The 18,558-nt window shown below is 67.6% G+C and carries 18 protein-coding genes; 15 read left to right on the forward strand and 3 right to left on the reverse strand.

Features of this window, described 5'->3' with window-relative positions; all coding sequences use genetic code 11:
- Window positions 1–233 precede the first annotated feature (233 nt).
- On the reverse strand, window positions 234–602 hold the full coding sequence (locus PIGHUM_RS10460; RefSeq protein WP_124079740.1) for an acyl-CoA thioesterase: 369 nt from the start codon (window positions 600–602) through the stop codon (window positions 234–236).
- Between the two features lie 209 nt (window positions 603–811).
- On the opposite strand from PIGHUM_RS10460, the gene PIGHUM_RS10465 reads away from it, so the two are divergent.
- The 6 genes from PIGHUM_RS10465 to PIGHUM_RS10490 all read left to right on the forward strand — a co-directional run bounded on the left by PIGHUM_RS10465 (window position 812) and on the right by PIGHUM_RS10490 (window position 6,772).
- Complete coding sequence (locus PIGHUM_RS10465) at window positions 812–1,726, forward strand: LysR family transcriptional regulator (protein ID WP_124079533.1); 915 nt, start codon at window positions 812–814, stop codon at window positions 1,724–1,726.
- A gap of 151 nt (window positions 1,727–1,877) precedes the next feature.
- Window positions 1,878–3,302, forward strand: a complete 1,425-nt coding sequence (gene aspA, locus PIGHUM_RS10470; RefSeq protein WP_124079534.1) for an aspartate ammonia-lyase — start codon at window positions 1,878–1,880, stop codon at window positions 3,300–3,302.
- A 186-nt stretch (window positions 3,303–3,488) separates the two neighbouring features.
- Window positions 3,489–4,391, forward strand: a complete 903-nt coding sequence (locus PIGHUM_RS10475; protein ID WP_124079535.1) for an amino acid ABC transporter substrate-binding protein — start codon at window positions 3,489–3,491, stop codon at window positions 4,389–4,391.
- 155 nt (window positions 4,392–4,546) lie between these two features.
- Window positions 4,547–5,296, forward strand: a complete 750-nt coding sequence (locus tag PIGHUM_RS10480) for an amino acid ABC transporter permease (protein ID WP_124079536.1) — start codon at window positions 4,547–4,549, stop codon at window positions 5,294–5,296.
- 11 nt (window positions 5,297–5,307) lie between these two features.
- Window positions 5,308–6,000: an amino acid ABC transporter permease gene (locus tag PIGHUM_RS10485; RefSeq protein WP_124079537.1), complete on the forward strand. Its 693-nt coding sequence runs from the start codon at window positions 5,308–5,310 to the stop codon at window positions 5,998–6,000.
- A gap of 37 nt (window positions 6,001–6,037) precedes the next feature.
- The gene (locus tag PIGHUM_RS10490) at window positions 6,038–6,772 is read left to right on the forward strand and encodes an amino acid ABC transporter ATP-binding protein (RefSeq protein ID WP_124079538.1); all 735 of its coding nucleotides are present in this window, start codon (window positions 6,038–6,040) and stop codon (window positions 6,770–6,772) included.
- Between the two features lie 25 nt (window positions 6,773–6,797).
- On the opposite strand, the gene PIGHUM_RS10495 is transcribed toward PIGHUM_RS10490, so the two are convergent.
- Window positions 6,798–7,718, reverse strand: coding sequence for a LysR family transcriptional regulator (locus PIGHUM_RS10495; protein WP_124079539.1), 921 nt, complete (start codon window positions 7,716–7,718; stop codon window positions 6,798–6,800).
- A gap of 136 nt (window positions 7,719–7,854) precedes the next feature.
- On the opposite strand from PIGHUM_RS10495, the gene PIGHUM_RS10500 reads away from it, so the two are divergent.
- The 8 genes from PIGHUM_RS10500 to PIGHUM_RS10535 all read left to right on the forward strand — a co-directional run bounded on the left by PIGHUM_RS10500 (window position 7,855) and on the right by PIGHUM_RS10535 (window position 16,118).
- Complete coding sequence (locus PIGHUM_RS10500) at window positions 7,855–8,922, forward strand: tartrate dehydrogenase (RefSeq protein WP_124079540.1); 1,068 nt, start codon at window positions 7,855–7,857, stop codon at window positions 8,920–8,922.
- Between the two features lie 14 nt (window positions 8,923–8,936).
- Window positions 8,937–9,836 (forward strand): alpha/beta fold hydrolase, encoded by a 900-nt coding sequence (locus PIGHUM_RS10505; RefSeq protein ID WP_124079541.1) that lies wholly within the window; start codon window positions 8,937–8,939, stop codon window positions 9,834–9,836.
- Window positions 9,837–9,908: 72 nt separating this feature from the next.
- Window positions 9,909–10,628 (forward strand): GntR family transcriptional regulator, encoded by a 720-nt coding sequence (locus tag PIGHUM_RS10510; protein ID WP_124079542.1) that lies wholly within the window; start codon window positions 9,909–9,911, stop codon window positions 10,626–10,628.
- Between the two features lie 191 nt (window positions 10,629–10,819).
- Window positions 10,820–11,788 (forward strand): Bug family tripartite tricarboxylate transporter substrate binding protein, encoded by a 969-nt coding sequence (locus PIGHUM_RS10515; RefSeq protein WP_124079543.1) that lies wholly within the window; start codon window positions 10,820–10,822, stop codon window positions 11,786–11,788.
- Between the two features lie 27 nt (window positions 11,789–11,815).
- Window positions 11,816–12,886 carry a fumarylacetoacetate hydrolase family protein gene (locus tag PIGHUM_RS10520; protein WP_222929246.1) on the forward strand — a complete coding sequence of 357 codons (1,071 nt, stop codon included), beginning with the start codon at window positions 11,816–11,818 and terminating at the stop codon, window positions 12,884–12,886.
- Window positions 12,886–13,848, forward strand: coding sequence for a 3-hydroxyacyl-CoA dehydrogenase family protein (locus PIGHUM_RS10525; RefSeq protein ID WP_124079545.1), 963 nt, complete (start codon window positions 12,886–12,888; stop codon window positions 13,846–13,848). Before PIGHUM_RS10520 ends, PIGHUM_RS10525 begins: the two co-directional genes overlap by 1 nt.
- Window positions 13,849–13,969: 121 nt before the next feature.
- Window positions 13,970–14,680 (forward strand): glutathione S-transferase N-terminal domain-containing protein, encoded by a 711-nt coding sequence (locus tag PIGHUM_RS10530; protein WP_124079546.1) that lies wholly within the window; start codon window positions 13,970–13,972, stop codon window positions 14,678–14,680.
- A gap of 154 nt (window positions 14,681–14,834) precedes the next feature.
- The gene (locus PIGHUM_RS10535; RefSeq protein WP_124079547.1) at window positions 14,835–16,118 is read left to right on the forward strand and encodes a glycerate kinase type-2 family protein; all 1,284 of its coding nucleotides are present in this window, start codon (window positions 14,835–14,837) and stop codon (window positions 16,116–16,118) included.
- Here the strand turns inward: PIGHUM_RS10535 and PIGHUM_RS10540 are convergent.
- Complete coding sequence (locus PIGHUM_RS10540) at window positions 16,084–17,289, reverse strand: M20 aminoacylase family protein (RefSeq protein ID WP_124079548.1); 1,206 nt, start codon at window positions 17,287–17,289, stop codon at window positions 16,084–16,086. The two genes, PIGHUM_RS10535 and PIGHUM_RS10540, sit on opposite strands and share 35 nt — an antisense overlap.
- A gap of 64 nt (window positions 17,290–17,353) precedes the next feature.
- On the opposite strand from PIGHUM_RS10540, the gene PIGHUM_RS10545 reads away from it, so the two are divergent.
- Window positions 17,354–18,535 (forward strand): aminopeptidase, encoded by a 1,182-nt coding sequence (locus PIGHUM_RS10545; protein WP_124079549.1) that lies wholly within the window; start codon window positions 17,354–17,356, stop codon window positions 18,533–18,535.
- The last annotated feature ends 23 nt before the right edge of the window (window positions 18,536–18,558 follow it).

Here is an 18,558-nt window from a genome sequence, read left to right on the forward strand (position 1 = left end):
CCCCCTACGCGCTTACGCGCGCCCAGCATGGTGAGCCCCCAGCCGCTACGCGGCAGCCCCGAGGGGGCCTGGGCCCGCCTTGGGGCGGCCCGGCGCCGGGCCCAGGGGGCGGCGCTGGCGGACCGGCGGAGCCGGATCCGCGACGCCCTGAGTCGGGTGGCGTATTTTTTATGCGCTTACCGTACGGTCAATGTGCCACCAATCGCTGCGGGTGTCCAGACCCGGCGCGCTGGTCAGGCGCGCATGTCGGGCAGCGGGCGCGGGCGGCGCTGGTGGTCGGTGGCGACGTAGACCAGCATGGCCTCGGTTACCTTGACGACCTCGGAATTGAGCCGGATGCGCTCGGCGTAGACCTCCACCTCGACCGTGATCGAGGTGTGGCCGGTCTTGACGATCTGGGCGTAGAAGCTGAGCAGGTCGCCCACCAGGACCGGCTCCTTGAAGACGAACGAGGTCACCGCCACCGTGGCGACGCGTCCGTTGGCCCGGCCCTGCGCGGGCACCGAGCCGGCCAGGTCGACCTGCGCCATGATCCAGCCGCCGAAAACGTCGCCGGAGGGGTTGGCGTCCTTGGGCATGGGGATGACGCGCAGCACGGGCATCTGCCCCTCGGGCAGGCGGCCGGCGGCGGTGGGGGAGTCGGACGGCGGGGTATCGGACACTGCGGGCTCCAGTAAAAATGGCGCGGCCGCGCTAGGCGCGGCCCAGGAGGAAAGTGTAGCCCCTGCCGCCGCGCATGCGGGGCCCGCCGCGGCATGGACCGCAGGCGCGGCGGCGCTACAATTTGCGCCGGTCCCCCACGGTAGCAAGCATGGAAGCCAAGTGGCTCGAAGACTTCATCGCGCTCGCCGAGACGCGCTCGTTTTCGCGCGCCGCCGAGCTGCGCCACATCACCCAGCCGGCGTTCTCCCGCCGCATCCAGGCGCTGGAAGCCTGGGTCGGCACCGACCTGGTGGACCGCGCGGTCTATCCGACCCGCCTGACCGCCGCCGGCGAAACCTTCCGCGCCGAAGCCATCGCCATGCTGGCCAAGCTGGACGAGACCCGCGCCATGCTGCGGGGCATGCGCCCGGCCTCGCAGGCCGTCATCGATTTCGCCGCGCCGCATACGCTGTCGCTGACCTTTTTCCCGCGCTGGCTGGGCAGGATCCGCGCCCAGGCCGGCCTGCCGGCCTTCACCGCCCGGCTCAACGCGTTGAACGTGCACGACGCGGCCATGAGCCTGGTCCAGGGCGGCTGCGACCTGGCCATGGTCTACTACCATCCGCGCCTGCCCGTGCAACTGGACCCGCGCCACTACGCCATGCTGGTGCTGGGCACCGAGGCCGTCTATCCCTATGCGCGGGCCCATCCCGACGGCTCGCCGCAATACGTGCTGGGGCAGGGCGGCGCGAGCGTGCCCTATCTGGCCTATGCGCCCAATGCCTATCTCGGCCGCATCGTCGACCTGATCCTGTCGGCGGCCCGGCCGCGGCCCCTGCTCGACGAGCGCTATGAGACCGACATGGCCGAGGGCCTGAAGTCCATGGCGCTGGAAGGGCATGGCGTGGCCTTCCTGCCCGAGAGCGCCGTGGGCCGCGAACTCGAGGCGCGCCGCCTGGCCTGCGCGGGGGCCGCCTACACCGAGACCATGGAGATCCGCCTGTACCGTGAACGGCCCGGGGCGGGGGCGCCGGCCAAGCCGGCGGTGGACGCGCTGTGGGAGTTCCTGTCGCGCGGGGGCTGAGCCTCGGGCGCAAGGCTGGCATGCCCGCGAATTCCTGGCAATGCGAAAAAAACATTGCCCAATGCGAAGACGGCATCGACGTCCGCCTGGGCGAGCCTATAGTGTTCAACACCGGCGCCGCATGGTGCGGCCCCGGCGAATGGACACAGACATGAGCAGCATTGCCACCTCCGACCGGCTCCGTATCGAACACGACCTGCTGGGCGAGCGCGAGATTCCCGCCGATGCCTATTGGGGCATCCACAGCCTGCGCGCGCGCGAGAATTTCCCGATTTCCGGCTCCGCCATCGGCGGCCAGCCCGGCCTGGTCAAGGCGCTGGCCTGCGTGAAGATGGCCGCGGCGCGCGCCAACCGCGACCTCGGCGTCCTGCCGGCCGACAAGGCCGGGGTGATCGTGCAGGCGTGCCAGGAAATCATCGACGGCGCATTGCACGAGCAGTTCATCGTCGACGTGATCCAGGGCGGCGCAGGCACCTCGACCAACATGAATGCCAACGAGGTGATCGCCAACCGCGCGCTCGAATTGCTGGGCGAAGCGAAGGGGCGCTACGAGCTCCTGCATCCGATCCAGGACGTCAACGCTTCGCAGAGCACGAACGACGTCTATCCCACCGCGTTGCGCATCGCCATGTGCTTTTCGCTGGAGCGCCTGCTGGTCGCGATGGCCGAGCTGCGCAGCGCCTTCGAAGCCAAGGCGCTGGAGTTCGGCGACATCCTGAAAATGGGCCGCACGCAACTGCAGGACGCCGTACCCATGACGATGGGCCAGGAGTTCCTGACCTACGCGGTCATGCTGGGCGAGGACGAGGCGCGGCTGGGCGAGGCGCGCATGCTGATGGTCGAGGTCAACCTCGGCGCGACGGCGATCGGCACCGGCATCAACACCGACCCGGACTACAGCCCGCTGGCCGTGCAGTACCTGGCCGAGATCACCGGCCTGCCGCTGGTGCGCGCCGCCAACATGATCGAGGCGACCCAGGATACCGGCGCCTTCGTGCAGTTGTCGGGCGTGCTCAAACGCGTGGCCTGCAAGCTGTCCAAGACCTGCAACGACCTGCGCCTGCTGTCGTCGGGCCCGCAGTCCGGCCTGAACGAGATCAACCTGCCCGAACGCGCGGCCGGCAGCTCCATCATGCCGGGCAAGGTCAATCCCATCATTCCGGAAGTCGTGAACCAGGTCGCGTACGAAGTGATCGGCAACGACATGACCATCACCATGGCCTCGGAAGCCGGCCAGCTGCAGCTCAACGCCTTCGAGCCCATCATCGCGTGGAGCCTGGTCAAGAGCATCTCGCACCTGGAGGCGGCATGCGCGACCCTGACGCACAACTGCGTGAAGGGCATCACCGCCAACCGCGAACGGCTGGCCCAGGCCGTCCAGCGCTCGGCCGGCCTGGCCACGGCCCTGAACCCCGTCCTGGGCTACGAAGCCGCCACCCGCATCGCGCGCGAAGCCATGCGCACCGGCCGGCCCGTCGCCGAACTCGTCCTCGAAGCCGGCCTGCTCGACGCCGAGACCCTGGCTCAAGTGCTCAAGCCCGAAGTCCTGACCAAGCCGTATCGGTATAGGGCATAGCGCCCCCTACGCGCTTCGCGCGCCCTCCCTTCGACCCAAGATGCCCTTTCCAGATCCAGGAGGCGGTGGATCCGGCTTTGCCGGTCCACGCGCCTCGCCCCCTTGAGGGGGCCCGCGTTAGCGGGTAGGGGGTGGGCTTCCTCTCAAGGGGTATACTCCGCGAGACATCTAGGGAAAGGAGATTCCATGAAGAAGTTCGTGCTGTTCTCCGCCGCTTTGGCCTTGGCTGCGGCCTCGACCGTCTCGGCGCAAGATCTCTCCGGCCGGCTCAAGAAGATCAAGGACAGCGGCACGCTGACCCTGGGCTACCGCGACTCTTCCATCCCCTTCTCGTATCTCGACGACAGCCAGAAATCCATCGGCTATTCGATGGACATCTGTCACAAGATCGCCGATGCGGTCAAGTCCCATCTCAAGCTTTCCAAGATGCAGGTCGCGCTCTCGCCGGTGACCTCGGCGACGCGCATTCCGCTGGTCGCCAACGGCACGGTGGATCTGGAATGCGGCTCCACCACCAACAACACGGAACGCCAGCAGCAGGTCTCGTTTGCGCCCACCACCTTCGTGACGGCCACGCGCTTCGTCGCCAAGAAGAGCGCGAAGCTCAATGACCTGGCCGACTTCAAGGGCAAGACGGTGGTCTCGACCGCGGGCACCAGCAACCTCAAGTGGCTGACCGAAGAGAACGGCCGGCAGAAGCTGGGCTTGAACATCATCCCGGCCAAGGACCACGCCGATGCCTTCCTGATGGTGGACAGCGGGCGCGCCGCGGCCTTCTTCATGGACGACATCCTGCTGTACGGCCTGGTGGCGAACTCCAAGCAGCCCGACCAGTGGATGGTCAGCAGCAAGGCCTATACCGTCGAGCCCTACGGCATCATCGAACCCAAGAACGACCCCGCTTTCAAGAAAGTGGTGGACGACGCGGTGATCGCGTTGATGAAGTCGGGTGAGCTCGCCAAGATCTACGACAAGTGGTTCAACCAGCCCATCCCGCCGCGCAACGTGAACCTCAAGGTGCCGATGAGCGATTCGCTGAAGAAGGCGATCGCCAATCCGACCGACTCGGGCGATCCAGAGAGGTATTGACCCCCTGTTGTTGACCCCCCCTACGCGCTTACGCGCGCCCCCCAGGGGGCGGCACTGGCGGACCGGCGGAGCCGGATCCGCGGTGCCCTGGGTCTGACTTCAATGCGGCTCCTGGGATTTGCCGCCAGCGGCTCGCCATAGTCTCGGCTTCGCGAATGGATTATCACTGGAACTGGAAGATCTTCTGGGAGTTGTCCCCGGATGGACAGGGGACCTACCTGGATACGCTGCTCTCCGGGCTGCAATGGACGGTGGCGACTTCGCTGGCGGCGTGGGTGCTGGCGCTGGTCCTCGGCTCGCTGGTCGGGGTGGCGCGCACGACCCAGCTCAAGTGGGCGTCGCGCCTGGGCGCGGCCTATGTGGAACTGTTCCGCAACGTGCCGCTGCTGGTGCAGTTGTTCCTCTGGTATTTCGTGATGCCGGAACTGCTGCCCACGGCGCTGGGCGATGCCATCAAGCAGATCGCGCCGCCCTGGGGCGCCTACTGGCCGGCCGTCCTGTGCCTGGGGTTCTTCACCTCGGCCCGGGTGGCCGAGCAGGTCCGGGCCGGCATCGAATCGCTGCCGCGCGGGCAGCGGCTCGCGGCCACCGCGCTGGGGCTGCGCGAGCCGCAGGTCTATCGCTACGTGCTGCTGCCCATCGCCTACCGGGTGGTGCTGCCGCCGCTGACTTCCGAGTTCATGAACATCATCAAGAACTCGTCCGTGGCGATGACCATCGGCCTGCTGGAACTGACCGGCCGGGCGCGCTCGATGCAGGAGTTCAGCTTCCAGGTGTTCGAGGCCTTCGCCGCGGCGACGGTGCTGTACCTGCTGCTCAGCCTGGTGGTGGTGGGCGTCATGCGCTGGGTCGAACGCCGGGCGGCGGTGCCCGGTTTCATCGGCTCCGCGCGCGGCGGCCGCTGACGGGGGCGCGCATGTTCAACGATTTCGACTTCGACGTCATCTGGCGCACGCTGCCCTACCTGTTCAAGGAGGGCATGAGCTTCACGCTGACGCTCACCGCCATGGCCACGGTGGGCGCCGTCTTCTTCGGCACGCTGCTGGCCATGATGCGGCTGTCGCGCTTTCGCTGGCTGTCGATGGCGGCCGGCACCTACGTGAACCTGATGCGTTCGCTGCCGCTGCTGCTGGTGATCTTCTGGTTCTATTTCCTGGTGCCCTACATCGGCGCCTGGATCATCGGCTCCAGCACGCCCATCCAGGTGGGCGCGTTCTGGTCGTCGGTCATCACCTTTACGATGTTCGAAGCGGCGTTCTTCTGCGAGATCATGCGCGCCGGCATCCAGTCCATCCCGCGCGGGCAGGCCGACGCGGCCTACGCGCTGGGGCTGAGCTACTGGCAGGCCATGGGCAGCGTGATCCTGCCCCAGGCCTTCCGCAACATGATTCCGGTGCTGCTCACGCAGACCATCGTGCTGTTCCAGGACACGTCCCTGGTCTACGTGCTGTCCATCACCGATTTCCTCGGCGCGGCTTCCAAGGTGGCGCAGCGCGACGGGCGCCTGGTCGAGATGTACGTGTTCGCGGCCGTGGTGTATTTCGTGATCTGCTTTGCGGCGTCGCGGCTGGTCAAGGTGCTGCAGCGGCGGGTCGCGATCGTGCGTTGAACCGGCCGGATCCAGGCGTTTCTTTACGGAGTCTCGGATGATCGAGATCAAGCAGGTCAGCAAGTGGTATGGATCGTTCCAGGTCCTGGTCGATTGCAATACGTCCGTGGCCGCCGGCGAGGTCGTGGTGGTGTGCGGGCCGTCGGGTTCGGGGAAATCCACCCTGATCAAGACCGTCAATGGGCTCGAGCCGTTCCAGCGGGGAGAAATCGTCGTGGACGGCATTTCGGTGGGCGATCCCAAGACCGACCTGCCCAGGCTGCGCGCGCGCGTGGGCATGGTGTTCCAGCATTTCGAGCTGTTCCCGCATCTGTCCGTGCTCGACAACCTGACGCTGGCGCAGGTCAAGGTGCTCGGCCGGAGCAAGGAAGAGGCCGCGCAGCGCGCGCTCCAGCTGCTGGAACGCGTGGGCATGAAAGCGCACCAGGCCAAGTCGCCGGGGCAGTTGTCGGGCGGCCAGCAGCAGCGCGTGGCGATCGCCCGCGCGCTGTCCATGGACCCGGTGGCGATGCTGTTCGACGAACCGACTTCCGCGCTGGATCCCGAGATGGTCCAGGAAGTGCTGGACGTCATGGTGGATCTCGCGCGCGAGGGCATGACCATGATGGTGGTGACGCACGAAATGGGTTTTGCGCGCAAGGTGGCCGACCGCGTGGTGTTCATGGACGAAGGACGCATCGTCGAAGACACCGGCATGGAGGCGTTCTTCGATCCGGCCGGCCAGCGCTCGGAGCGCGCGCGGCATTTCCTGTCCAAGATCCTGCCGCATTGAAGCAGAAGCGAGCCGGCCCTTCTACCTACCAGCTCGGGCCGCCCTGCCGGCCCTGCTGCAAATGGGCGAAGCGCTGCGCCAGGTAGTCCACGAAGGCAGTGGTCTTGGCGGACAGGTTCTGGCGCTCCGGATACAGCGCGAAGATGTCCGCCGACGGCGTTTCCCATTCCTCCAATACCGCGACCAGCCGGCCCGAGCGCAGGTAGGCGCTGACCTCCCACTCCGAGCGCATGATGATGCCGTGGCCTTCCAGCGCCCACAGCAGCGCGCTTTCGCCGTCGTTGGCGCTGAGCGGGCCGCGTACCTTGACCGTCTCGCTGCGGCTGCCGGCGCGCAGCTGCCAGGTTCCGTAGGCGCCCTCGTTCTCGCGGATGACGATGCAGGGATGCCGAGCGAGCTCGCGCGGCGTGCGCGGCGGCGCGCAGCGCTTGAGATAAAGCGGCGAGGCGCATAGCAGACGGCGGTTGGCGGCGATCTTGCGCGCGGTCAGGCGGGCATCGGGCAGGTCGCCGATGCGGATGCAGACATCGAAGGATTCGTCGAGCAGCCGGGCCGGGCGGTCGGTAAGCTGCAACTGCGCCTGCACCGCCGGATAGCGCTTGATGAAGTCCGACAGGGCCGGCGCGATGTGGTGGCGGCCGAAGCCCAGCGTGGCATTGATGCGCAGCAGCCCGCGCGGCTCTTCGCGGCCGCGCCCCACGGTGTGTTCGAGTTCCTCGACCTGCGCCATGATGCGCGTGCCTTCGCGCAGGTAGAGTTCGCCCTCGTGGGTCAGCGCCATGCGGCGCGTGGTGCGGTTGAGCAGGCGCACGCCCAGCCGCTGCTCCAGCCGCAGCAGGCGCTTGCTGACCGCCGGCGTGGTGAGCCCCATTTCGCGCGCGGCGGCCGAGAGGCTGCCCTGGCGCACCAGCAGCCCGAAGAAAGCCAGGTCGGAAATCGTGTCCATTATTGAATCCAGTTCAATAATGGTTTTTATCCTGTTGAATTATGAAGGGCAAGCCCGCGATAAACTGTTTCCCGTCTACTTCGCCCGCCGGCGCAATGGCGCGGTTTCCGCCGGGCACCTCAACAGGAAGGCTCTCATGGCTCATCGTATTGCAGTGATTCCCGGCGACGGCATCGGCACGGAGGTCGTCCCCGAGGGCTTGCGCGTGCTGGAGGCGGCCGCCGACCGCTTCGGCATCGCCCTGTCCTTCGACCAGTTCGATTTCGCTTCCTGCGCCTACTACGCGCAGCATGGCGCCATGCTGCCGGACGACTGGAAAGCGCAGATCGGCGGGCACGACGCGATCTTCTTCGGCGCGGTGGGCTGGCCCGCCACCGTGCCCGACCACATTTCGCTGTGGGGTTCGCTGCTGAAGTTCCGCCGCGAGTTCGACCAGTACGTGAACCTGCGGCCGGTGCGCCTGATGCCCGGCGTGCCCTCGCCGCTGGCCGGCCGCAAGCCGGGCGACATCGATTTCTACGTGGTGCGCGAGAACACCGAGGGCGAGTACTCCAGCGTGGGCGGCCGCATGTTCGAAGGCACCGACCGCGAAGTCGTGCTGCAGGAGACCGTGATGACGCGCACCGGCGTGGACCGCGTGCTCAAATTCGCCTTCGAGCTGGCCGCCTCGCGACCCAGGAAGCACCTGACCTCGGCCACCAAGTCCAACGGCATCGCCATCAGCATGCCGTACTGGGACGAGCGGGTCGAAGCGATGGCCGGCCGCTATCCGGGCGTGAAGGTCGACAAGTTCCACATCGACATCCTGACCGCGAATTTCGTGCTGCATCCGGATTGGTTCGACGTCGTGGTGGCCTCCAACCTGTTCGGCGACATTCTTTCCGACCTCGGCCCGGCCTGCACCGGCACCATCGGGATCGCGCCGTCCGCCAACCTCAACCCGGACCGCGCCTTCCCCTCGCTGTTCGAGCCCGTGCACGGCTCGGCGCCCGACATCGCCGGCAAGGGCATCGCCAACCCCATCGCGCAGATCTGGTCGGGCGCGCTGATGCTGGAGTTCCTGGGCTACAAGCCGGCGCACGACGCCATTCTTTCCGCGATCGAAACCGTGCTGTCCGACGGACCGCGCACCCGCGACATGGGCGGCCAGGCCGTCACCTCGGACGTGGGCAAGGCGGTCGCCGAACTGGTCGCGCGCGCCTGAAGATGGAATCCGCCATGGCCGCCACTCCGCTGTTCGCGCTGCCTGTCGCGCGCCATCGCGTGAACGGCGTCGAGATCGCCGCGCGCATGGCCGGGTCGGGGCCGGCGCTGCTGCTCCTGCACGGGCATCCGCAGACCCACGCCATGTGGCACAAGCTGTGGCCGGCGCTGACGCGGCATTTCAGCTGCGTGGCGATGGACTTGCGCGGCTACGGCGACAGCGGCATACCGGCCGACGAGCCCGCCGGCCATGCGGCGTTTTCCAAGCGCGAACTGGCGCGCGACGCGGTGGCGCTGATGCGGGAGCTGGGGCACGAGCGCTTCCACGTGCTGGCGCACGACCGCGGCGCGCGCGTGGCGCATCGGCTGGCGCTGGATCATCCGCAACGGATCGAGCGCATGATGCTGCTCGACATCGCGCCCACGCTCGACATGTACGAAGGCACCACGCGCGGATTCGCGCAGGCCTATTACCACTGGTTCCTGCTGACCCAGCCCGCGCCGCTCCCGGAGCGCCTGATAGGCGCCGATCCGGCCTTCTACGTGCGCTCGATCATGGGCGGCCGCCACGCCGGCCTGGCGCCGTTCACCGCCGAGGCCCTGGCCGAGTATGAGCGCTGCGCCCGCCATGCGCACTGGCCGCACGCGATCTGCGAAGACTATCGCGCCGCGGCCGCCATCGACCTGGAACACGACCGCGCCGACCGCGCCCGGGGCCTGCGCATTGCCTGCCCGCTGCGCGTGCTGTGGGGCGGCAAGGGCGTGGTGGGGCGGTATTTCGACGTGCTCGGGCTGTGGCGGCCGCAGGCCGAACAGGTGGACGGCCGGCCGCTGGACTGCGGCCACTACATCGCCGAAGAGGCGCCCGAGGTGTTGTGGGAGGAAGTGCGGAGGTTCTGGGGGATCGCGGGCTAAGGCCGCCGTGCCGCGGAATCGTTTGCGGATATCATTGTTGCCTTCCGCAACCTCGAGGACCGGCACCTGACGATGCCTGCCAAATCCCTTCCGGAAGAACCCATTGCCGAGGAGTCGGGCAGCGGCCCGACGCTGGCGAGCAGTGTCGGCGAACAACTCAAACGCGACGTGCTCGAGTGCCGGCTGGAGCCTGGCATGCGCCTGCGCCTGCTGGAATTGAAGTCGCGCTACGGCGTGGGCATGAGCCCGCTGCGCGAGGCGCTGATGAAGTTGGCGGCCGAAGGGCTGGTGGTGCTCGAGGACCGCAGGGGCTTCCGGGTGGCGCCCGTCTCGCGCGCCAAGCTGCTCGACATTACTTTCATGCGGCGCGAGCTGGAAACCAAGGCCATTTCGCTGAGCATCGCCCACGGCGACCAGGCCTGGCTCGGCGAGGTCGCGCAGGCCTGTGAGCGCTTGTGCGCGCTCGCGCAGCGCGATGCCGAAGGCATGGCGAACGAAGACTGGGAAAGCGCCCACCGCGCATATCACGCGGTGCTGGGAGCGGCTTGCCAGTCGGAATGGCTGGTCTACTTCCGGGCGCTGCTGTACGACCAGTGGGACCGCTATCGCCGCCTCTGGAACCGCGTGGCCGACACCGGGCCGCAACGCGATATCCAGGACGAACACCGCCAGTTGGCGATGGCGGTGATGGATCGTGATGCCGACCTTGCCGTGTCCCTGATCCAGCGCCACATCTCCGCCTCGGCCAAGCAGTTGTTGAACGCGCCGGCCATGTGGTTCGAAAACGATTGAATTTCGAAAAAATATTAATCAGATTTTAATTTATCTCATAATAAGAGAATTATTTAGGAAAATTACCGGGTAAATCGCCGAATTTGTCTCTGGAAAAATTATTTTTTCGAAAAAATTGACGAGGTCAGTTTTTTCCGCCACAGTTCGTACGTCGCCGATCGAGACGGCGTACATGGCAAGGAGACAACATCGTGCATCTACGCAAATCAGCGGGCTGGGCCCTGGGCGCCGTCCTGCTGGGCGGAATGGGCAGCGCTGCCGCGGCCTATCCCGACAAGCCCATCAAAATGGTCATTGCCTTCGCGCCCGGAGGCACGTCCGATACCCTGGGGCGCCTGGTGGCCACGCACCTGAGCAAGGCGCTCGGGCAGCCGGTCGTGGCCGAAAACCGGCCTGGCGCCACCGGCACCATCGGCACCAACGCGGTCGCCAAGGCCGCACCCGACGGCTACACGCTGCTGATGGCGTCGTCCAGCAGCCACTACAGCGCCTACCTGTACCCGTCGGTCCCCTACGATCTGAAGAACGACTTCGCGCCCGTGGCCGGCATGGCGGTGCTGCCGCTGTACATCGTCGCGCGCCCGGATTTCCCGGCCAGCAACATCGCCGAGCTGGTCGCCCTGGCCAAAAAGAAGAACGGTGGCGTGACCTACGCATCGCCCGGCAGCGGCGGCGCCGCGCACCTGGCTACCGAACTGTTCATGAAGGAAGCCGGCATCCAGATGCTGCACGTGCCTTACAAGGGTGTGGCAGCGGCGATTGCCGACATCATGGGCGGCCGTGTCGATCTGATCTTCGACAGCGTCTCGACCTCGCAGCAGTACGTGGCGACGGGCAAGCTCAAGGCGCTGGGCATCAGCAGCGCGCAGCGCGCCAAGGTGGTTCCCACCGTACCGACGGTGGCCGAGTCGGGATTCCCCGGTTTCGAGGCGACCTACTGGATGGGGCTGTGGGCGCCGGCCGGCACGCCGCCCGCCATGGTCGAACGTATCAACGGCGCAGTGCAGGACTTCCTCAAGAGCGACGAAATGCGGCAGCGCATCGCCGAAATCGGCGGCGAACTGCTTCCCGGCACGCCCAAGGACTTCGGCAGCTACGTCGAGCGCGACAGCCGGAGGTGGGTGGGCATCATCAAGGAACTGGGCCTGAAAGCGGATTGAATGCCTGGGACATCGAGGAGTGATGGCGTGAAAAGACAGTTGGCGACTTATGTACATCCGCGCACGGGCGACGACCGCGTGGGCCTCATGTGGGGCGACCGCATCGTGGACGTGTCGGCCGCTTATGCGGGGCTGCTGGCCCGGGCCGGCGAGCGCGACGCGGTGGGTTTGGCCGGCAAAGAACTGCCGCCGGCGATGCTGGCGCTGCTGCAGCGGGGCGACGACGCCTGGCGCGCGCTGGACCGCGTGGTCGAATTGCTGGGCGAGCCGGCCTCCGGCGCGCCTGCACCGGCCGGTCCGGACGCCGAGCCCATCGTGTTCGATGCCGCAACGGTGAAATTGCGTGCCCCGGTGCCGCGCCCCGGCAAGATCATCCACACGGCCGGCAACTTCCGCGAGCATGCCCGCGAAGGCAGCCAGGGCGGCTGGGAATTCCAGATCCCGCCATGGATCTCGTTTCTCAAGTGCACCTCGTCCATCATCGGGCCGGACGACGACATCGTCTATCCTGAACTGACCGAAAAGCTCGATCACGAGATCGAACTGGCCATCGTCATCGGCAAGGGCGGCCGCTACATTCCGCCCGAGCGCGCTTGGGAGCACATCGCCGGCTTCACCGTGTTCAACGACATTTCCGCGCGCGACCTGCAGGCGCGCGAGATGAAGAGCGGCCTGCTCAACCTGGGCAAGAACCTGGACACCTTCGCGCCGTTCGGTCCGTGCATGACGCTGCGCGACGACATCGGCGACGTGCACGATCTGAAGATCGAATTGCGCGTCAACGGCGATCCGCGCCAGGTTTCGTCCACCAACCGCCTGTCGGTCAAGATCCCCGAGATCGTGTCGCACTGGTCGGTGATGCGTCTGGAGCCGGGCGACATCATCTCCACCGGCACGGTCTCGGGCGTGGCGGCCTTCCGGCCCGATCCCACGGATTTCTGGCTCAAACCCGGCGACCTGGTCGAGTGCGAGATCGAGAACATCGGCACGATGCGCAACCGCCTCGTGGCCGACGAACTCACGCCCGAACAGCGGTCCTGGCTCGATGCGCGGCGATCGCTGTTCGCCAGCGACCAGACGGACGAGTTCCGCAAGTGATGCCCGCCTATCCTGCTCAGCCGCGCGCCGCGGTGATCGGCGGCGGCACCATGGGGGCGGACGTGGCCGCCGTGTTCGCCAGGGCGCAGTGTCCGGTGGCCATCGTCGAACCCGCCGAGGCCCGCCGCGAATCCCTGCCGGCCTATCTGCGCGCGGCGCTGGGCGATTTCGCGCATCTGGCCGAACTGGTGACGCTGGTTTCCGAGCTCGACATGGTCGATTGGCGTGGCATCGACCTGGTCGTCGAGTGCGCGCCCGAGCGCCTGGACGTCAAGCAGGCGCTGTTCGCCCGCCTGGAGGAACTGGCGCCGGCGGATGCCGTGCTCGCCAGCAACAGTTCGAGCTTTCCGATCGGCCGGATCGCCGCCGGCTTGAGGACGGCGCAGCGCATGTACGGGCTGCATTTCTTCATGCCGGCTCACTTGGTGCCGCTGGTCGAAGTCGTCATGGGCCCGGCTTCGCTGCCCGGCGGCGCGCAACAGCTTGCCGAGTTCATGCGGCGCTGCGGCCGCGTGCCGGTGCTGGTCCGCAAGGACTTGCCCGGGTTCCTGGCGAACCGCCTGCAGCATGCTCTGTCGCGCGAGGCCTTCAATCTGATCGACGAAGGCGTGGCCTCGCCCGAGGATGTGGATGCCGCGGTGCGCTTCGGCTTCGGTTTCCGTTTCCTGGCAGCCGGTCCGGTCATGCAGCGCGATCACGGCGGGCTGGACATACACAGCGCGGCGGGGGCGACGATCTATCCCAGCCTGTCCAATACCGACCGGCCGGCCGAGGCGCTGCGCAGCCGCGTCGACGCGGGACGCACGGGCATGAAGAGCGGTGCGGGATTCTACGATTGGACGCCCGCAAGCATGCAAGCCGAACGCGCCAGGTACGACGCGATCCTGCATGGCGCGCTGCGCCTGCTGGAGGACGAACTGCCGCCGGTGCAGCCCGGGCCGCCGCAGTGGCGGAGCGCGTAGGAGAGGGGCGGATAAGAGGGGCTTGGCGAGACGCGGGCCCAGGGGGCGGGCTGGTATAGTGCCCCGTCGCGGACGCGCGTCCGCCCTCCCGTGTCTCATGTGCTTCCTCGAGGATGTCCCCATGACGGATCTCTCCGCTTTTCCCATCACTCGCAAATGGCCCGCCCGGCACCCCGAACGCATCCAGCTTTATTCGCTGCCTACGCCCAATGGCGTGAAGGTGTCGATCATGCTGGAGGAAACCGGGCTGCCCTACGAGCCGCACCGCGTGGCCTTCGACAAGCAGGACCAGGTATCGCCCGAGTTCCTGTCGTTGAATCCGAACAACAAGATCCCCGCCATCATCGATCCGCAAGGGCCGGGCGGCCAGCCGCTGGCCTTGTTCGAGTCGGGGGCGATCCTGGTGTACTTGGCGGACAAGACGGGGCGCTTCGTGCCGCAGGATCCGGCGGGCCGCTACCATGCCCTGCAATGGGTCATGTTCCAGATGGGGGGCATCGGCCCCATGTTCGGGCAACTCGGCTTCTTCCACAAGTTCGCCGGCAAGGACTACGAGGACAAGCGCCCGCGCGATCGCTACGCGGCCGAGTCGCGGCGCCTTCTGGGCGTGCTGGACAGGCAGCTCGAGGGCAAGGCCTGGATCATGGGCGATGACTACGGGATTGCCGACATTGCCACGTTCCCGTGGGTGCGCACGCTGGTCGATTTCTATGGCGCGGGCGAACTGGTGGGCATGGCCGATTTCGCCAATGTGACGCGCGTGCTGGCTGCCTTCCTGGCGCGGCCCGCGGTGCAGAAAGGGTTGGCGATTCCCGCCGCGCCGCAGTCCTGATAGTTGCAACAAGGTGCTACCTGCCGCCGCGCGCGAGCGCGCTGCGACGGGTTCGGCGCGAAGGAATAGGGATTTCATCCAGCTAGGCAAGAGCGGGTCCGCCCCATATGGTGCCGGAAGAGTCTGTCTATCCGTCACTTGTCTTTTCTTGCGTATGCACCAACTTCTGCTTGAGTCCTTCCAGGCCGCGGTCGCGGCGGCCGATCCCCTGCACATCGTGGCCCGCCACCTGCCCGCGCCACCCAAGGGCCGCACGGTCGTGGTAGGAGCGGGCAAGGCCGCCGCCAGCATGGCGCGCGCGGTCGAGGCCGCCTGGCCGCCCGGTACGCCGCTGAGCGGCCTGGTCGTGACCCGCTACGGCCATGCCGTGCCGCTGAGCCGCATCACGTGCGTGGAGGCCGGGCATCCGGTGCCGGACGAATCGGGCGAACGCGCCGCGCGCGACATCCTGAACCTGGCCGCCGAGCTCGGGTCCGACGACCTGCTCATCGTCCTGGTGTCGGGCGGCGGTTCCAGCCTGCTGTCGCTGCCGGTGCCCGAGGTGCCGATGGCGGCGCTGCGCGAAGTCACGCAGGCGCTGCTGCGCAGCGGCGCGCCCATCGAATCCATGAACGTGGTGCGCAAGCACCTGTCGCGGTTGCAGGGCGGCCGCCTGGCCGCGGCCACCCGCGCGCGGGTGCTGGGGCTGGTGGTATCGGATGTGGCGGGCGACGACCCTTCGGCGATCGCCTCGGGTCCGACGGTGCCCGATCCGAGCACCTATGCCGATGCGCTCGCCATCCTCGACCGCCACGAAGTCCAGGCGCCGCAATCCGTGCGCGCCTATCTCGAGGCCGGCCTGGCCGGCCGCCATCCCGAGACGCCCAAGGCCGGCGACGCCGTGTTCGAACGCGTCCACACGCACGTCATCGCCACCGCGCAGCAAAGCCTGCAGGCCGGCGCGCGCGTGCTGCGGCGGGCCGGCATCCAGGCCGTGGTGCTGGGCGATACCGTCACCGGCGAGGCGCGCGAAGTGGCCAAGGCCTATGCCGCGCTGGCGCGCCAGGTGCGCCGCTACGGCGAGCCGTTCGATGCGCCGGTAGCGCTGGTGTCGGGCGGCGAATGCACGGTCACGGTCCGGGGGGGCGGCCGCGGCGGCCGCTGCACCGAGTTTCTGCTGTCGCTGGCCGCGGAACTGGGGAACGAGTCCGGCATCTCGGCGCTGGCCTGCGATACCGACGGCATCGACGGCAGCCAGGACAATGCCGGCGCATGGTGGGATTCGGACCGGCTGCGCCATGCGGCGTCGCGGGGCGTGACGCCGCAGCGCTGGCTGGACGCCAACGATGCCTGGGGCTACTTTCACGAACTGGAAACGCTGATCCTCACCGGGCCGACGCTGACCAACGTCAACGACTACCGGGTCATTCTGGTCGAGGCCGAGCGAACCACTCGTTGACCAGCCGCACCCAGAAGCTCGCGCCCAGCGGCAGCAGATCGTCGTTGAAATCGTAGCTACCGTTGTGAAGCGTGCACGGGCCCAGGCCATGCCCGGCCTCGCGGTGGCTGCCGTCGCCGTTGCCGATGAATACGTAGCAGCCGGGCTTTTCCTGCAGCATGAAGGCGAAGTCCTCGGCGCCCATGGTGGGCTCGGCAGCCGCATCGACCCGGTCGGCGCCGACCAGCCCGTGAAGCACGCCGGCGACGAAGCGGGTTTCCCCGGGATGGTTGACCAGCGGCGGATACTTGCGCAGGAACGTGACTTCGACCTCCGCGCCGAAGGCTTGCGCCGTGCCCTCGGCGATTTCGCGCATGCGCCGCTCGATCAGGTCCAGGACCTCGATCGTGAACGTGCGCACCGTGCCGATCATGATGGCGTCGTCGGGAACGATGTTGGTCGCCGAGCCCGCGTGGATCTGCGTGATGCTGAGCACGGCGGTGTCGATGGGCTTCTTGTTGCGCGTGACGATGGTTTGCAGCGATTGCGCGATCTGCACCGCCACCATGACTGGGTCGACGCCCAGGTGGGGCAGGGCGGCATGCGCGCCCCTGCCGTGCACTTCGATCCGGAAGTCGTTGCTGGACGCCATCATGGGGCCGGGCGTCAGCGCGAAGCTGCCCACGGGGATGCCGGGCCAGTTGTGCATGCCGAACACGGCCTGCATGGGGAAGCGCGTGAACAGCCCGTCCTCGATCATGGCGCGCCCGCCGCCGTCGCCTTCTTCCGCCGGCTGGAAGATCAGGTAGACGGTGCCGGAGAAATCGCGGTGCTCCGAGAGATAATGGGCGGCCCCGAGCAGCATCGCGCAGTGGCCGTCGTGGCCGCAGGCGTGCATCTTGCCGGGGTGGACGCTGGCGTGGGGGAAGGTGTTGAGCTCCTGCAGGGGCAGCGCGTCCATGTCGGCGCGCAGGCCGATGGCCGGGCCGTCGCCGCCCTTGCCCTTCAGGATGCCGACCACGCCGGTGCGGCCCAGCCCGCGTTCGACCGGAATGTTCCACAATTCCAGCAATTGGGCGACGGTGTCGGCCGTGCGGTGTTCCTCGAAGCACAGCTCGGGATGCGCATGGAGGTCGCGCCGGATGGCCTGCAGCGAAGCCTGGAAAGCGACGATGGGTTCAAGCAGATTCATGAGACCTCCTGATTTTCTCAAGCACCCCCGCCGGCATGGAGGAGGGGGAAGCCCATTATCCCTAATGAAAGCATGGATCGGGCGCATTCTCTGGAAACCGCGGATCCGGCTCCGCCAAGCCGGCCGTTTCGCCCCCCTGGGAGCGCTATTGCTCCTGGCGGGCTGCGCCAACCTCGAGTATTACGCACAATCGGTGGCCGGCCATTCGGCGCTGCTTCAGGCCGCCCGTCCGCTGGACCAGGTGCTGGCCGATCCGTCCAGCACCGATGATCTGCGCACGCGGCTGCGTTACGCCCGCTCCGCGCGGCGCTATGCCAGCGAAGTGCTCGGGCTGCCCGACAACGGCAGCTATACCGAGTATGCCGACGTCGAGCGGCCCTACGTCGTCTGGAACGTGTTCGCCACGCCGGAGCTGTCGCTGCGGCTCAAGCCGTCGTGCTTCCTGGTGGTGGGCTGCATCGACTACCGGGGCTATTACCGCGAGGAAGCGGCGCGGGCGCAGGCCCGGGACCTGCGCGAACAGGGATGGGACGTGCACGTGGGCGGCGTGCCGGCGTATTCCACGCTGGGCTGGTACCGCGACCCGCTGGTCAATACCTTCATCCGCCTGCCGCCGGGCGAGGTGGCGCGGCTGGTGTTCCATGAGCTGACCCACCAGGCGGTCTACGCGAAGAACGACACGGCGTTCAATGAGTCGCTGGCCACCGCGGTCGAGCAACTGGGCGTGGAGCGCTGGCTGCGCGAACCGGAGAATGCCGCGCTGCGGCCGGCCTACGAAATCTACGCGCAGCGGCGCGCGGACTTCCTGGCGCTGCTGCGCGATACCCGCCGCCAATTGCTGGAGGCCTACGGCGAGGCCGGCACGCGCGCCAAGCCGGCGCCCGCCACCCCGCTGCCCGAGGAGCTGGACCCGGCGGAGATCGCGCGGCTGCGCGAGCGCAAGGCCGCGATCATCGCCGGGCTGCGGCAGCGCTACGAGGCGCTCAAGCGCGACCAGTGGGGCGGCTACGGCGGCTATGACGGCTGGTTCGCGCAACCCTTGAACAACGCCCATTTCGCCGCCATCGGCACCTATCAGCAGTGGGTGCCGGCGCTGTTGGCCCTGGCGCGGCAGTGCGGCAGCTGCCGCGACGGCAGCCTGGGGCCGTTTCTGGCGCAGGCGCGCGAGCTGGCCCGGCTGCCGCACGCCGAACGCCAGCGCCGGCTGCGCGAATTGGACCAACGCGCGCAGGGCCCTCGGCTATGATCGACCCCGTAGGCCCGTCAGGC

Source organism: Pigmentiphaga humi (genome assembly GCF_900606115.1).
Lineage (GTDB): Bacteria > Pseudomonadota > Gammaproteobacteria > Burkholderiales > Burkholderiaceae_B > Pigmentiphaga > Pigmentiphaga humi.

Bases quoted from the DNA above. Each gene is read 5' to 3' on its own strand.
- PIGHUM_RS10460 (WP_124079740.1), bottom strand. From the start codon at position 602: ATGCCCGTGCTGCGCGTCATCCCCATGCCCAAGGACGCCAACCCCTCC.
- PIGHUM_RS10465 (WP_124079533.1), top strand. From the start codon at position 812: ATGGAAGCCAAGTGGCTCGAAGACTTCATCGCGCTCGCCGAGACGCGC.
- aspA (WP_124079534.1), top strand. From the start codon at position 1,878: ATGAGCAGCATTGCCACCTCCGACCGGCTCCGTATCGAACACGACCTG.
- PIGHUM_RS10475 (WP_124079535.1), top strand. From the start codon at position 3,489: ATGAAGAAGTTCGTGCTGTTCTCCGCCGCTTTGGCCTTGGCTGCGGCC.
- PIGHUM_RS10480 (WP_124079536.1), top strand. From the start codon at position 4,547: ATGGATTATCACTGGAACTGGAAGATCTTCTGGGAGTTGTCCCCGGAT.
- PIGHUM_RS10485 (WP_124079537.1), top strand. From the start codon at position 5,308: ATGTTCAACGATTTCGACTTCGACGTCATCTGGCGCACGCTGCCCTAC.
- PIGHUM_RS10490 (WP_124079538.1), top strand. From the start codon at position 6,038: ATGATCGAGATCAAGCAGGTCAGCAAGTGGTATGGATCGTTCCAGGTC.
- PIGHUM_RS10495 (WP_124079539.1), bottom strand. From the start codon at position 7,718: ATGGACACGATTTCCGACCTGGCTTTCTTCGGGCTGCTGGTGCGCCAG.
- PIGHUM_RS10500 (WP_124079540.1), top strand. From the start codon at position 7,855: ATGGCTCATCGTATTGCAGTGATTCCCGGCGACGGCATCGGCACGGAG.
- PIGHUM_RS10505 (WP_124079541.1), top strand. From the start codon at position 8,937: ATGGCCGCCACTCCGCTGTTCGCGCTGCCTGTCGCGCGCCATCGCGTG.
- PIGHUM_RS10510 (WP_124079542.1), top strand. From the start codon at position 9,909: ATGCCTGCCAAATCCCTTCCGGAAGAACCCATTGCCGAGGAGTCGGGC.
- PIGHUM_RS10525 (WP_124079545.1), top strand. From the start codon at position 12,886: ATGCCCGCCTATCCTGCTCAGCCGCGCGCCGCGGTGATCGGCGGCGGC.
- PIGHUM_RS10530 (WP_124079546.1), top strand. From the start codon at position 13,970: ATGACGGATCTCTCCGCTTTTCCCATCACTCGCAAATGGCCCGCCCGG.
- PIGHUM_RS10535 (WP_124079547.1), top strand. From the start codon at position 14,835: ATGCACCAACTTCTGCTTGAGTCCTTCCAGGCCGCGGTCGCGGCGGCC.
- PIGHUM_RS10540 (WP_124079548.1), bottom strand. From the start codon at position 17,289: ATGAATCTGCTTGAACCCATCGTCGCTTTCCAGGCTTCGCTGCAGGCC.
- PIGHUM_RS10545 (WP_124079549.1), top strand. From the start codon at position 17,354: ATGAAAGCATGGATCGGGCGCATTCTCTGGAAACCGCGGATCCGGCTC.